Raw genomic sequence first — 12,504 nt, 5'->3', positions numbered from 1 at the left:
CATTTCGTCCCCTCAGCTAGGAGTCCGCATGTCCGACGCCACCCCCGTGCCGCGCAGTGTCCTGATCACCGGAGGCAACCGGGGCATCGGCCGCTCGATCGCCGAGGAGTTCCTCCGTCGCGGCGACAAGGTCGCGGTGACCAGCCGCTCGGGCAGCGGAGGCCCGGACGGTGCGCTCACCGTCGCCGCCGACGTGACCGACGGGGAGAGCCTCGACGCGGCGATCAGGACGGTCGAGGCCGAGCACGGACCGATCGAGGTGCTCGTGGCCAACGCCGGCATCACCGACGACCAGCTGCTGCTGCGGATGAGCGACGAGTCCTTCGAGACCGTGCTCGACACCAACCTCACCGGCTCCTTCCGCACCGTCAAGCGGGTCATCAAGTCGATGATGCGGGCCAAGAAGGGCCGCATCGTCCTGATCAGCTCCGTGGTGGGCCTCTACGGTTCGCCCGGCCAGGTCAACTACGCCGCCTCGAAGTCCGGTCTGATCGGCATCGCCCGGGCACTGACCCGCGAGCTGGGCTCGCGCGGCATCACCGCCAACGTGGTCGCCCCGGGGTACATCGACACCGAGATGACCCAGGCGCTGTCCGAGGACCTGCAGGCCGCCTATCGCAAGGCCATCCCGGCCGGCCGCTTCGCCGATCCCACCGAGGTCGCCAAGGCCGTCGCCTTCCTCGCCGGCGACGATGCGGCGTACATCTCGGGAGCGGTGATCCCCGTCGACGGCGGTCTGGGCATGGGACACTGATCCCGACCCCCACCACCGTGACCCCGAAGGCGTGAACGCACCCCCATGTCATCCCCGGACCCCGACAGTCGTCTGCTGCTCCTGATGCGTCACGGGAAGGCGGAGCACGGCTCCGGACAGCCCGACCACGAGCGCCCGCTGGCCCGGCGCGGGGTGGGCCAGGCCGAGCTGGTCGGCGAGTACCTGGCCGCGCAGAACGTGCAGGTCTCCCGGGTGCTGGTCTCGGACGCGGTGCGGACCGCGCAGACCTGGCAGGCCGTCGCCTCGCAGATGCCCGGCTTCGAGGGTCAGGTGACGCTGCACGAGGAGATCTACAGCGGCGGCCGCACCGAGCTGCTCGCCCTGCTGCGTGCGGTCCCGCCGGAGCACCCGGTGGTGATGGTCGTCGGCCATGAGCCGACGATGGCGGCCCTGACTTCGCTGCTGGCCGACGACGACTCCGACTCGGGCTCGATCGCGCAGGCCCGCATCGGCCTGCCGACCGGTGCGATGGCGGTGCTCTCGGGCTCCCTGGCCGACTGGTCCGCGCTCGACGAGGACTCCCTGCGCCTGCACACCATCGTCCGCCCCTGAGACCGTCCGCCCCTGAGACCGTCCGCCCCTGGGATCGTCCGCCCCCGGGGCGCGGCTCAGGAGGCGGCGGCGGCCTCCAGGTGGGGCCAGGCCTCCAGCAGGGACTCCCCGTCGATCACCACGTCGGCCACCTCGCGCAGCGCGGGCTTGGCCCGGAAGGCGATCCCGGTGCCCGAGGCGCGCAGCATCTCGCGGTCGTTCGCGCCGTCGCCGAGGGCGATGATCCGCCCGGTCGGCACCCCGTGGCGCTCGGCGAGCTCCTCGAGCACGCGGCGCTTGGCGGCGCCGTCGATGATCGGCCCCGAGACCCGGCCGGTGAAGCGGCCCCGGACGATCTCGAAGCGGTTGGCGCGCACGTGGTCGATGCCCGCCTCCGCGGCGAGCTCGTCGATCACCTCGTGGAAGCCGCCGGAGACCAGTGCGGTCACCCACCCGGCGGCCGCCGCGCGCCGCATCAGCTCGAGCGCGCCCGGGGTCGGCACCAGGACGGCGCGCACCGCCGCCAGCACCGACTCGTCGAGCCCTTCGAGCAGTGCCACCCGGGCGCGCAGGGAGGCGGCGAAGTCCAGCTCCCCGCGCATCGCGGCGGTGGTGATCTCCTCGACCTGCTCCCGCACCCCGGCATGGTCGGCGACCAGTTCGATGACCTCCTGGGTCAGGAAGGTCGAGTCGACGTCGGAGACCAGCAGACCTGCTGCGCGCCTCACGGCGCGATGACCGTGCCCTTGCCGATCACGGTGATGCCGGACTCGGAGACGATCCAGCCGCGCGCCCGGTCCTTCTCGTGGTCCAGGCCGATCTGGGTGCGCGGGGGCACCACGACGTTCTTGTCGATGATCGCGCGGTGGATCTGGCAGTGCCGCCCGACCGTCACCCCGTCCATCAGCACCGAGTCGGACACGGAGGACCAGGAGTTCACCCGCACCCCCGGGGAGAGGATCGAGCTCGAGACCTGCGCCCCGGAGACCACCACCCCGGGGGAGATCACGGAGTCGACGGCCGAGCCCACCCGGCCGGGCCCGGCGTGCACGAACTTCGCCGGCGGCTCGTTGCGGTGCCCGGTGAAGATCGGCCAGTCGGCGTTGTAGAGGTTGAACACCGGGTGGATCGAGATGAGGTCCATGTGGGAGTCGTAGAACGCGTCCAGCGTGCCGACGTCCCGCCAGTAGTCGCGGTCGCGCTCGGTGGAGCCGGGCACCACGTTGTGGATGAAGTCGTAGACCGCCGCATCGTCCTTCTCGACGAAGAAGGGGACGATGTCGCCGCCCATGTCGTGGTTGCTGGTCTCGTCCTGCGCGTCCTTCGCGACGGCGGCCACCAGGGCGTCGGCGTCGAAGATGTAGTTGCCCATCGAGGCCAGGATCGAGTCGGGGTCGTCGGCGAGCCCCTCGGTCTGCTTCGGCTTCTCCACGAAGGCCTTGATGGTGGTCGGGTCCGAGGGGTCCGTCTCGATGACGCCGAACTGGTCGGAGAGCTCCTTGGGCTGCCGGATCGCGGCCACCGTGCAGGACTTGCCGGACTCGATGTGGGCATCGAGCATCTGCGAGAAGTCCATGCGGTAGATGTTGTCGGCGCCGACCACCACCACGTAGTCGGGCTCCTCGTCGTGGATGAGGTTCAGCGACTGGGCGATCGCGTCCGAGGAGCCGCGGAACCAGTGCTTGCCCATGCGCTGCTGGGCGGGGACCGGGGCGACGTAGTTGCCCAGCAGGGAGCTCATCCGCCAGGTCTGCGCGATGTGCTTGTCCAGGGAGTGCGACTTGTACTGGGTCAGCACCACGATCTTCAGGAACCCCGAGTTCACGATGTTCGACAGCGCGAAGTCGATGAGGCGGTAGATGCCGCCGAAGGGGACGGCGGGCTTGGCCCGGTCGAGGGTCAGGGGCATCAGCCGCTTCCCCTCGCCCCCGGCGAGAACGATGGCGAGGACCTTTTTGGACGACATGATGCGAGGATAGTCCAGAGGTGGTTCCCGTCACGCCCGGAATCATCCATTTGTCATCCGGTGACGGAGAAGGAGTCGGAATGCGCGTCGATCTGATCACCAAGGAGTACCCGCCGGAGGTCTACGGAGGGGCCGGCGTCCACGTCGCCGAGCTCACCAAGGTGCTGCGGCCGCACGTCGAGGTGCGGGTGCGGGCCTTCGGGGCGGAGCGGGAGGAGGCGGGGGTCTTCTCCTACACGACGCCCGCCGAGCTGGAGGGCGCCAATGCGGCGCTGTCCACCTTCGGCACGGACCTGCTGATCGCGGCGGACTGCGCCGGGGCGGACCTGATCCACTCCCACACCTGGTACGCGAACTTCGCCGGGCACATCGCCTCCCTGCTGCACGGCGCCCCGCACGTGCTCTCCGCCCATTCGCTCGAGCCGCTGCGGCCCTGGAAGGCCGAGCAGCTCGGCGGCGGCTACCAGCTCAGCTCCTTCGCCGAGCGCACCGCCTACGAGGGCGCCGCCGGGGTCATCGCCGTCTCCAGCGGCATGCGCGACGACATCCTGCGGTCCTACCCCGCCGTGGATCCGGCCGCGGTGCACGTGGTCCACAACGGCATCGACCTCGAGCAGTGGTCCCCGAACCCGGAGACCTCGGCGCTGACCGCCCGCGGCATCGACCCCGAGGCCCCGACCATCGTCTTCGTCGGCCGCATCACCCGCCAGAAGGGCCTGCCGTACTTCCTGCGCGCGGTGCGTGAACTGCCGACGGACTACCAGGTGGTCCTTTGCGCCGGCGCCCCGGACACGCCGGAGATCGCCGAGGAGGTGCGCTCGCTGGTCCAGGAGCTCTCCCGCTCCCGTGACAACGTGCACCTGATCACCGAGATGCTGCCGCGCCACGAGCTGACCCAGGTCCTCACCCACGCCACCACCTTCGTCTGCCCGAGCGTCTACGAGCCGCTGGGCATCGTGAACCTCGAGGCGATGGCCTGCGGGACCCCCGTGGTGGCCTCCGCCACCGGCGGCATCCCGGAGGTCGTGGTCGACGGGGAGACCGGCTACCTGGTCCCGATCGAGCAGCTCACCGACGGCACCGGCACCCCGGTGGACCCCGAGCGCTTCATCGGCGACCTCCGCGACGCGCTGGTGCGGATGGTCTCCGACCCGGCGCGGGCCGCGCAGATGGGGGAGGCCTCGCGCCGCCGCGCGGCCGAGCACTTCTCCTGGGCCTCGATCGCCGAGCGCACCCTGGAGGTCTACCGGACCGTGCTCGAGCGCCGGGGCTGATCCCGCTCAGCCGACCATCTCGGCCACGATCCGCTCGACGGCCTCGACCAGCGCCCCGCGGGCCACGTCGTGCAGCTCGTCGAGCAATCCCCGGCGGGCCAGGGCCTCGGCGAGGTGCACGGTGTGCCCGTGCCCCTCGTCGATCTCGGAGCGGGTCAGCAGCAGGGTGCGCGCGGCGAGCACCAGCAGGTGCGCCGAGGACACGTCGACGTGACGCGGCAGCGCGGTCGAGATCCAGGTGGGCGGGATCCGGGCGGGCTCGACCGGCTCGTCGGGCACCAGGTCCAGCTCCACGCTGCCCTCGGCCGCCCGGCGCAGCGCCTGCAGCAGCTCCTGGCGGGCGTGGCCCGAGCCGGCGGGGGCGACGTGGCGGCCCAGCGGCGCCGGGACGCGCAGCCAGCTCACGGCGTGGGCCGGCCGCCCCTCGTGCTCGATGGGGGTGATCACCGGGACCAGCGTGTGGTCCGCGATCCCCGCGGCGGTGACCACGATCGCCTGCTCCGCCTCGAGGGCCGGCACGATCGCCTCCGGCGGGCCGACCAGCCCCGCGAGCCGGCCGGGGGCGGGCAGCACCAGGCGCAGCTGCGCGAGCGGCAGCCGGCGCAGGCTGGTCATCCAGCCGAACAGGTCCTCGCCCTGGCCGCTGGGACCGCTGCGACCCACCCCGAAGCTCAGCTGGGAGGCGTCGTCGGGGCCGACGTCGCCGCGCAGGTACGCCGCACTCCACAGCATGAGGACCGCGGCGCGGGGAGGGCGACCAGGTCACGGCCGGCGGCTGCCTCGCTCATGCCGCCTCCGCCGCGGCCGGCACGAACACCGCGCGGCGCCGCGCCGGGTCCACGGACTCCAGGGTGACCCGCACGACCTCGCCGACCGCGGCGTCCATCGGCACCCAGGCGGTGACCGGCGGCTCCGTCAGCTGCACCTCGATGCGGACCGGGGCCTCGGCGCCGTCGCGGGACCGGCTCTCGCGCCGCTCGATGACCGCGGCCTGAAAGGTCTCACCCTCCCAGGCGGCGAGCGCGGCGGTCTCCACCAGCTCGACCGCCGCCCGCTCCAGCTCCCCGGCCCGGGCCCCGGCGACCCGCATCGCCTCGGGGATCTCCCCGAGGGCGGCCAGCAGCTCGGGCGCCGGACGCCTCCCGCGGACGTGGTCATGGCAGACCAGCAGCACGAAGCGGTCCACCAGGCGCCGCAGCGGGGCGGTGGTGTGCGCGTACGGGGCCGCGATCGCCGCCTGCGCCGGGTCCTCGGGCACCTCCTGGGCGCTGGTGAACGCCGCATAGGAGGCGCCGCGGAACAGGGAGCCGGCCTGGTTCAGCAGGGCCAGGTGCGCGGGCTCCCGCCAGTCCAGCGAGCGCAGGAACTCCCCGTAGCTCTGCGCGGACGCCCAGGGGACGCCCAGGGCCTCGGCCTGCCGGCGGAACCGCTCCACGGCCGACTCCTCGGCCGGCGGCATGGTGCGCAGGATCCCCGCCCCGTGCTCGAGCATCAGCGAGGCGGCGGCCATGCCGGTCATCAGGGAGATCTGGGCGTTGGCGTCCTCGATGGGATGGGGGCGGCGCCAGGTCAGGCGCACGGTGCCGTCGGCGGCCTCGACCTCCTGCTCGGGCACGTTCAGGCTCGCCCCGCCGCGCTCCGCCTCGAGGCGGGTGCGCAGGGCGCCGAGCTCCTGCAGCAGGACCATCATCGGATCGCCCTCGCCGCGGTCCAGCTGCTCCTGCACCCGGTCGTAGGCGAGCCGGCGGAGCGAGCGGATCCGGCTGCGCTCGAGGTCGATGCCGCGCACCTCGGCGCGGTGATCGAGGTCGAGCACCCAGACGAAGGCGGGGCTCTCCTGGTCCGGCAGCAGCGAGGCGACCCCCTCGGAGAGCACCTCGGGGTGCAGGGGGATCCGCCGATCGGGCAGGTAGAGGGTCTCGCCGCGCCGGCGCGCCTCCTGGTCCAGGGCGCCGTCGAGGTCGACGAACCAGGGCACGTCGGCGATCGCGTACAGCACCCGGTACCCCTGCGCGGTGCGCTCGAGGTGCATCGCCTGGTCGAGGTCCGTGGAGCCCGCGGGGTCCAGCGTCACGAAGGGGACGTCGGTGCGGTCGGTGCGCGCCGCGCCGTCGATCTCCCGGGCGGCCGCGCGCTCGGCCTCGGCGACCACCGCGGGCGGGAAGCGGAGCGGCACCTCGCCGCCGTGCTCGGCCAGCAGGGCATCGATGCCCGCGCGGATCAGGTCGGCGGCCACCGAACCGCGCGGGGCGTGCACTGAGACGGGCCGGTGCGGCACGGGGACCTCCAGGGTCGGCGGTTCGGGCGCGGTCAGTCTATGGCGGCGACGCGGCGCGGGGACGGAGCCGCGGGGGCGCCCCCGGCCGCGGAGGCGTTCCCGGCCAGGCGCCCGGGGAGGATAGGCTCGGACCATGTCCGTCGCAGCAGCCTCCCTGAACGATGTCACCGTCCGACGCAGCGGGACCGACATCCTCGACTCCGTCTCCCTCGAGATCGCCGAGGGCGAGCGCTGGGCGGTCCTCGGCCCCAACGGCGCCGGGAAGTCCACGGTGCTGCGCCTGCTCTCCGCGCGGATGCACCCCACCAGCGGCACCGTCGACATCATCGGCGAGCGGCTGGGCCGGGTCGACATCTTCGAGCTGCGCCCCCTGATCGGCCTGGCCAGCCAGGAGCTGGCCGACACCATCCCGGTCGACGAGACTGCGGAGGACGTCGTGGTCACCGCCGGCTACGGGGTGGTGGGCCGCTGGCGCGAGGAGTACGACGAGGTCGACCTCGACCGCGCCCGCACCCTGCTGTCCGCCTTCGGGGTCGGCGACCTGGCCGGGCGCCTGTTCGGCACCCTCTCCACCGGTGAGCGCAAGCGCGTGCTCGCCGCCCGCGCGCTGATGACCGACCCGGAGCTGCTGCTGCTGGACGAGCCCGCCGCGGGTCTGGACCTCGGGGGCCGCGAGGCGCTCGTGCGCACCCTGGGCCGGCTCGCGAAGGACCCGATGACGCCGGTGACCGTGCTGGTCACCCACCATGTCGAGGAGATCCCGCCCGGCTACACCCATGTGGCGCTGTTGCGCGAGGGCTCCCTGGTGGCCGCCGGCCCCATCGCCGAGACCCTCACCTCCCAGAACCTCACCCTCACCTTCGGCCTGCCGCTGATCGTCGAGCAGCGCGGCGAGCGCTTCACCGCCCGCTCGCTGTCCCTGGACTGAGCCGCCGGTGAGCGATCCCGCCGCGCCGGCGCAGCTGCGCCCGATCACCGATCTGGCGGACCCGGCGCTGGACGACTACCTGCGCATGACCGATGTGCGCCTGCGCTCGCGGGTCGAGGTGGAGCGGGGCCTGTTCATGGCCGAGAGCTATGAGGTGATCTCCCGGGCGCTGGAGGCCGGGATGGTCCCGCGCTCCTTCCTGATGGGCGAGAGGTGGCAGGACAAGTTCGCGCCGCTGTACTCGCAGTTCCCCGAGGTGCCCGTGTACCTGGGCCAGGAGCAGATGATCGAGCAGCTCACCGGCTTCAACCTGCACCGCGGTGCGCTCGCCGCCATGCAGCGCCCGGTGCTGCCCCCGGTTGCCGAGCTGCTGCGCACCGCCCGCACCGTCGCGATCCTCGAGGACATCGTGGACCACACGAACGTGGGCGCCATGTTCCGCTCCGCCGCGGCGCTGGGCGTCGATGCGGTGCTGGTGACCCCGCAGTGCGCCGATCCGCTGTACCGACGCTCGATCCGGGTGTCGATGGGCACCGTGTTCCAGGTGCCGTGGACCCGGCTGGACGCCTGGCCGCAGCCGGGCATCGACCTGCTGCACGAGGCCGGCTTCGACGTGCTCGCCCTCGCGCTCACCGACGGCGCGGTGGCGCTGGATGCGGTGGATCTCGGCCCGGAGCGCAAGGTCGCCTTCGTGCTCGGCGCCGAGGGGCATGGGCTGAAGCCCGCGACGCTGCGGGCGGCCGACGAGCACGTGGTGATCCCGATGGCCGGGGGAGTGGACTCCCTGAACGTGGCCGCGGCGAGCGCGGTCGTGTTCTGGCAGCGGCGGGCGGCGCTCAGCAGCGGTCGCTGAGCCGCGTCAGGACCTCCGCGGTGCTCGGGGCGCTGAGCGTCGGCTGCCAGCCGTGCGGCCAGGGCTGGTGGTGGGAGACCCAGGCCGTCAGCAGCCCGGCCGCGCGGGCCCCCGCCATGTCGGCCCCGGGGTGATCCCCGACCATCCACACCCCGTCGCCGGGTGCGCGGGAGCCGCGGGCGAGCGCGAAGATCCGCGCCTGCGGCTTCTTCACCCCGACCGCCTCGGAGATCACCACCGCATCGAGCAGCGCCGCCAGACCGGTGCGCTCGAGCTTGGCGGTCTGCTGGGCGACCGTCCCGTTCGTGACCAGGACCAGCTCGACGCCCTGCGCCCGCAGCCTGCGCAGGGCGCCCTTCACCCCGGGGTAGCAGGAGATGCCCTCGACGACCTCGTCCTGCAGGCGTTGCTCGATCTCGGCGACGGTCGCGGCCGGTCGGAAGCGGTCCCGGATCACCGTGGCGAGCTCGCGGCGCGGCCGGTATCCGTTCTCGTCGGCCGCCAGCAGCCACGCGAGGTCCCGCTCCCCGGCCCCGAGGTCGGCGAGGAAGGCCTGCGCCCAGTCCTCGAAGGCCCGCTGCCGGTCCACCAGGGTGCCGTCCAGGTCGAGCAGCACCTGACGGGGCATCAGAGCGTGATCTGGATCTTCACGTCCGTCGGCCGCCCTTCGAGGAAGCGCTCGAAGGCCTGCACCGAGTCGTCGAAGGCGAAGGTCTCGCTGACGAAGCGGCTGAGGTCGACCCCGTCGGACGCGGCCAGGTCGATCGCCTTCTGGTACACGTTCGCGTAGCGGAACACGGTCTCGAGCGAGATGCCGCGGCTCTGGGCGGTGGCGATGTCGAAGGGCACCGGATCCACCGGCATGCCCACCAGCACGATGCGGCCGCCGGGGGCCGGCAGGCTCCACAGCTTCTTGTAGGCGGGAGCGGCGCCGGTGGCCTCGAAGACGACCTGCGGCCCCCAGCCGCCGGTCTCGGCCCGGACCCGCTCGCCCAGGTCCTCCTGCGTGGCGTCGACCGGGACGATGCCCTCGAGCCCCTCGAGCAGGGCCAGCTTCTGCGGCAGCACGTCGCTGATGAAGACGGTGCTCGCCCCGCCGGCGCGGGCGGCGATCGCGGTCATGATGCCGATGGTGCCGGCGCCGACGACGGCCGCCACATCGCCGGGCTTGATGCCCGCCTTGGTGGCGGCGAACATGCCCACCGAGAAGGGCTCGATGAGGGCGCCCTCGGCGAAGCTGAGGCTGTCGGGGAGCTTGAAGGTGTAGCCCGCGGGATGGATGACCTCGTCGGTGAGGCAGCCATGGACCGGCGGGGTGGCCCAGAACTGCACGTCGGGGTCGACGTTGTAGTTGCCCTCGCGCACCGCGCGGGAGGAGGGGCTGGGCACGCCGGGCTCCATCGCCACCCGGTCGCCGACGGCGAGGTTCGTGACGCCCTCGCCGATCTCGACGACGGTGCCGGAGCCCTCGTGGCCGAGGATCATCGGCGCCTCGACCACGAACGGACCGATCTTGCCGTCGGTCCAGTAGTGCACGTCGGAGGCGCAGATGCCGACGGTGTGCATGGCGATCCGGACCTCGCCGGGGCCGGGGGAGCCGACCGGCTCGACCTCTTCGATGGCCATCCGGTTCTTCTCGTGCAGCATCAGCGCTCGCATGGGGGTCCCTCCGACTCGACGTGGTTCTCGGTGCGTCCGAGGACTCATGATCGCAGAGGCGGGCGGTGCGTTGTCGGGACCACCTCCTGATGGACCGGCGGATTGGTGAGCCTGGGGAGGCGCAGCCCGGGCCGCGGGGGCGGGGCGCTCGTGATGCAGATCCGCGGCGGGTGCGGTGCAGTGCCTGGGGGAGGGGAATCTGCTCCACAGTGCAGGATTCTCCACAGGGCCGGGGTGATCTTTCCTCCCCCGACGGCATTCATCCACATTCCCGAGGATAATTTCTCCTCCCCGCTGACGGCTTTTCCGCAGAGATCTCCACAGAAGGGAGACTCGTCGTGATCCCATGATGGCTCCCTGCAGGCCGGTTCGGCCCTGCGCGACCGTCCCACCTGCGGAAACAGCGGAGCGAGCCGCCATCTGCCGGGAGTTCCGGAGGGGCTTCCGAGGGGTTCCCGAGGGGCATCTTTCCTCCACCGACCCGACTCATCCACATTTTCCACCAGTTCCCACCGAGGCCTTGTGTCACGCGGCATTCCGCCTAGAATAGAGGGACGACACATTCTTCTGACCGTCGACATTCCGCGCACCGTCCCGGCGTCGGCGATCAGGAGCACTGATTCTTCGCAGGAGGTGCGGGCCATGGGCGAGTTCCGGGAGCGCGACGACGCGCTCCGCTCCAGCGCCGCCGAGGATGCCTCCTCGAGCATTGCGGAGCCGGAACGCGCCGAGCACCCCTGGCCCACGCCGGCCGCACCGGCGCTCCCCGAACGCCTCCAGCAGATCTGGGAGGCGACAGCCGAGGAGGGCCCGCGCCTCGCCGAGCGCTTCGAGTCCCTCGCCCCGTCCTTCCGCGATCCCGAGAGCGCGGACTACGACGACGAGGAGGCGGAGGCCGAGCTCGTCGCCGTCGCCTTGGCCCTGCGCTGCACCCGCACGGTGGCGGACCGCATCCTGCGCGATGCGCACCTGGCGGTGTCCCGGCTCCCGCGGACCCTGGCACGGATGCGCCGCGGCGAGTTCCCCGCCACCTGGTTCGACCGCATCCTGCGCCGCACCCGGGATCTCACCCCGACCCAGTTCGCCGTGGTGGACCTCGCCGCCTCGCACTGGCCCACCGACATCACCACCGAGCAGTTCCACGGGCGGCTCTCGCGCCTGCTGACCCGGCTGGAGTCGCAGGCGGAGATCCCCGCCCACCTCACCCCTGAGGGTCGGCGCCGGGTGCGGCTGCTGCCGATGACGGAGGACGGCATCGGCTGCCTGCAGGTGATCGGACCCGCCCCGGAGATCCTCGCCCTGGCGCAGCGCCTCGACACCGCCGCGCGCGCCGTGCAGGCCGCCCAGCGGCACGCCTTCGAGGCGGGGGAGGAGCCCCCGTGCGATCCCCGCGGGACCGTCGCCGCGACGGCCATCCCGGCCTCCCTGGCCCTCATCCAGTACGACCTGCTCGGCGGCGCCGCCCTCGCGACCGACGGGGTGCAGGTGCCCGAGCACCGCTTCCGCCTCAGCGTCACCGTCCCGATGCTCACCCTGCTCGGGGGCTCCGAGGAGCCCGGCATGCTGGAGGGCACCATCCCGATCCCGGCGGCGATGGCCCGGGAGCTGGCGGGGTCCTGCCCCACCTGGTACCGCGTGCTCACCGAGCCCTGCTCGGGGGTGTTCCTGCCGGTGCCGGCGCAGCGCTACACCCCCACCCGGGCCATGCTCGAGCACCTCCGCCTGCGCAACGCCACCTGCGCGGTGCCGGGCTGCACCCGCTCCTCCTCCTGGGCCTCCGAATGCGACCACATCCAGGAGTACGACCACGAGGACCCGCACAGCGGGGGCCTGACGAAGATCGAGAACCTGCACCTGCTGTGCTGGCAGCACCACCTGGCGAAGACGCTCGGGCACCTCGACCCGACCCGTCTGCCCCGCACCCCCGGCCTGCCCGGACGGACCGCCTGGTCGGTCCGGGACCGGGTGCAGGTCATGGTCCACGACGACACCGATCTGGCCACTCCGGCCACGGTCGAGGAGCTCATGGACTCCTGGCACCGCTACCAGGACGAGCTCGAGGCCAGACGCCGCGCGCAGGAGCAGCGCGCGAACCCTCCACCCCCGCCCTTCTGAGGCATCAGGGGACCGGTCTGCCCGCACCGCACCCGTCTGTCACACCCCTCCTCCAGGCTTCGATCGCACGTTCGAGCGCGGTGACCTGCCGTCTTGAGAGCCGCCCCACCAAGGCGTATGGTTCG

Annotated in this window: 12 protein-coding genes; 6 read left to right on the top strand and 6 right to left on the bottom strand. The window is 72.6% G+C overall.

Annotated elements, in window-relative coordinates:
• Positions 1-28: 28 nt before the first annotated feature.
• Together ACOJUI_RS08270 and ACOJUI_RS08265 are read left to right on the top strand one after the other, a co-directional pair.
• On the top strand, positions 29-754 hold the full coding sequence (locus ACOJUI_RS08270; RefSeq protein WP_422117567.1) for a beta-ketoacyl-ACP reductase: 726 nt from the start codon (positions 29-31) through the stop codon (positions 752-754).
• Positions 755-838: 84 nt separating this feature from the next.
• Positions 839-1,327 carry a SixA phosphatase family protein gene (locus ACOJUI_RS08265; RefSeq protein ID WP_422117566.1) on the top strand — a complete coding sequence of 163 codons (489 nt, stop codon included), beginning with the start codon at positions 839-841 and terminating at the stop codon, positions 1,325-1,327.
• A gap of 56 nt (positions 1,328-1,383) precedes the next feature.
• On the opposite strand, the gene serB is transcribed toward ACOJUI_RS08265, so the two are convergent.
• A complete protein-coding gene (gene serB / locus ACOJUI_RS08260) occupies positions 1,384-2,034 on the bottom strand; it encodes a phosphoserine phosphatase SerB (RefSeq protein ID WP_422117565.1) in 651 nt (216 codons plus the stop codon).
• Complete coding sequence (gene glgC / locus ACOJUI_RS08255) at positions 2,031-3,272, bottom strand: glucose-1-phosphate adenylyltransferase (protein WP_422117564.1); 1,242 nt, start codon at positions 3,270-3,272, stop codon at positions 2,031-2,033. The genes serB and glgC overlap by 4 nt, the downstream gene beginning before the upstream one ends.
• Positions 3,273-3,352: 80 nt before the next feature.
• On the opposite strand from glgC, the gene glgA reads away from it, so the two are divergent.
• Positions 3,353-4,546, top strand: a complete 1,194-nt coding sequence (gene glgA, locus ACOJUI_RS08250) for a glycogen synthase (RefSeq protein WP_422117563.1) — start codon at positions 3,353-3,355, stop codon at positions 4,544-4,546.
• A gap of 6 nt (positions 4,547-4,552) precedes the next feature.
• Here the strand turns inward: glgA and ACOJUI_RS08245 are convergent, their stop codons facing one another.
• Positions 4,553-5,278: a hypothetical protein gene (locus ACOJUI_RS08245; protein ID WP_422117562.1), complete on the bottom strand. Its 726-nt coding sequence runs from the start codon at positions 5,276-5,278 to the stop codon at positions 4,553-4,555.
• Between the two features lie 52 nt (positions 5,279-5,330).
• A complete protein-coding gene (locus ACOJUI_RS08240; RefSeq protein ID WP_422117561.1) occupies positions 5,331-6,824 on the bottom strand; it encodes an RNB domain-containing ribonuclease in 1,494 nt (497 codons plus the stop codon).
• Positions 6,825-6,957: 133 nt separating this feature from the next.
• Here ACOJUI_RS08240 and ACOJUI_RS08235 point away from each other — a divergent pair, with 133 nt between their 5' ends.
• Positions 6,958-7,752, top strand: a complete 795-nt coding sequence (locus tag ACOJUI_RS08235; RefSeq protein WP_422117560.1) for an ABC transporter ATP-binding protein — start codon at positions 6,958-6,960, stop codon at positions 7,750-7,752.
• Positions 7,753-7,837: 85 nt separating this feature from the next.
• On the top strand, positions 7,838-8,605 hold the full coding sequence (locus ACOJUI_RS08230; RefSeq protein ID WP_422117640.1) for a TrmH family RNA methyltransferase: 768 nt from the start codon (positions 7,838-7,840) through the stop codon (positions 8,603-8,605).
• Here ACOJUI_RS08230 and ACOJUI_RS08225 read toward each other — a convergent pair.
• Both ACOJUI_RS08225 and ACOJUI_RS08220 read right to left on the bottom strand, forming a co-directional pair.
• Positions 8,589-9,233 carry an HAD family hydrolase gene (locus ACOJUI_RS08225; protein WP_422117559.1) on the bottom strand — a complete coding sequence of 215 codons (645 nt, stop codon included), beginning with the start codon at positions 9,231-9,233 and terminating at the stop codon, positions 8,589-8,591. The two genes, ACOJUI_RS08230 and ACOJUI_RS08225, sit on opposite strands and share 17 nt — an antisense overlap.
• The gene (locus ACOJUI_RS08220; protein ID WP_422117558.1) at positions 9,233-10,264 is read right to left on the bottom strand and encodes an NAD(P)-dependent alcohol dehydrogenase; all 1,032 of its coding nucleotides are present in this window, start codon (positions 10,262-10,264) and stop codon (positions 9,233-9,235) included. Before ACOJUI_RS08220 ends, ACOJUI_RS08225 begins: the two co-directional genes overlap by 1 nt.
• 642 nt (positions 10,265-10,906) lie before the next feature.
• Here ACOJUI_RS08220 and ACOJUI_RS08215 point away from each other — a divergent pair.
• Positions 10,907-12,379 (top strand): DUF222 domain-containing protein, encoded by a 1,473-nt coding sequence (locus tag ACOJUI_RS08215; protein ID WP_422117557.1) that lies wholly within the window; start codon positions 10,907-10,909, stop codon positions 12,377-12,379.
• Positions 12,380-12,504 lie beyond the last annotated feature (125 nt).

Source organism: Brachybacterium sp. UNK5269, from assembly GCF_049266655.1.
Classification (GTDB): domain Bacteria; phylum Actinomycetota; class Actinomycetes; order Actinomycetales; family Dermabacteraceae; genus Brachybacterium.
The sequence above is the reverse complement of the archived record's forward strand: the minus strand, read 5'-3'. Positions and strand labels throughout refer to the sequence as shown.

Coding starts and splice junctions, on each gene's coding strand:
- ACOJUI_RS08270 (WP_422117567.1), top strand. CDS start 29: ATGTCCGACGCCACCCCCGTGCCGCGCAGTGTCCTGATCACCGGAGGC.
- ACOJUI_RS08265 (WP_422117566.1), top strand. CDS start 839: ATGCGTCACGGGAAGGCGGAGCACGGCTCCGGACAGCCCGACCACGAG.
- glgC (WP_422117564.1), bottom strand. CDS start 3,272: ATGTCGTCCAAAAAGGTCCTCGCCATCGTTCTCGCCGGGGGCGAGGGG.
- glgA (WP_422117563.1), top strand. CDS start 3,353: ATGCGCGTCGATCTGATCACCAAGGAGTACCCGCCGGAGGTCTACGGA.
- ACOJUI_RS08245 (WP_422117562.1), bottom strand. CDS start 5,278: ATGCTGTGGAGTGCGGCGTACCTGCGCGGCGACGTCGGCCCCGACGAC.
- ACOJUI_RS08235 (WP_422117560.1), top strand. CDS start 6,958: ATGTCCGTCGCAGCAGCCTCCCTGAACGATGTCACCGTCCGACGCAGC.
- ACOJUI_RS08230 (WP_422117640.1), top strand. CDS start 7,838: ATGACCGATGTGCGCCTGCGCTCGCGGGTCGAGGTGGAGCGGGGCCTG.
- ACOJUI_RS08225 (WP_422117559.1), bottom strand. CDS start 9,233: ATGCCCCGTCAGGTGCTGCTCGACCTGGACGGCACCCTGGTGGACCGG.
- ACOJUI_RS08220 (WP_422117558.1), bottom strand. CDS start 10,264: ATGCGAGCGCTGATGCTGCACGAGAAGAACCGGATGGCCATCGAAGAG.
- ACOJUI_RS08215 (WP_422117557.1), top strand. CDS start 10,907: ATGGGCGAGTTCCGGGAGCGCGACGACGCGCTCCGCTCCAGCGCCGCC.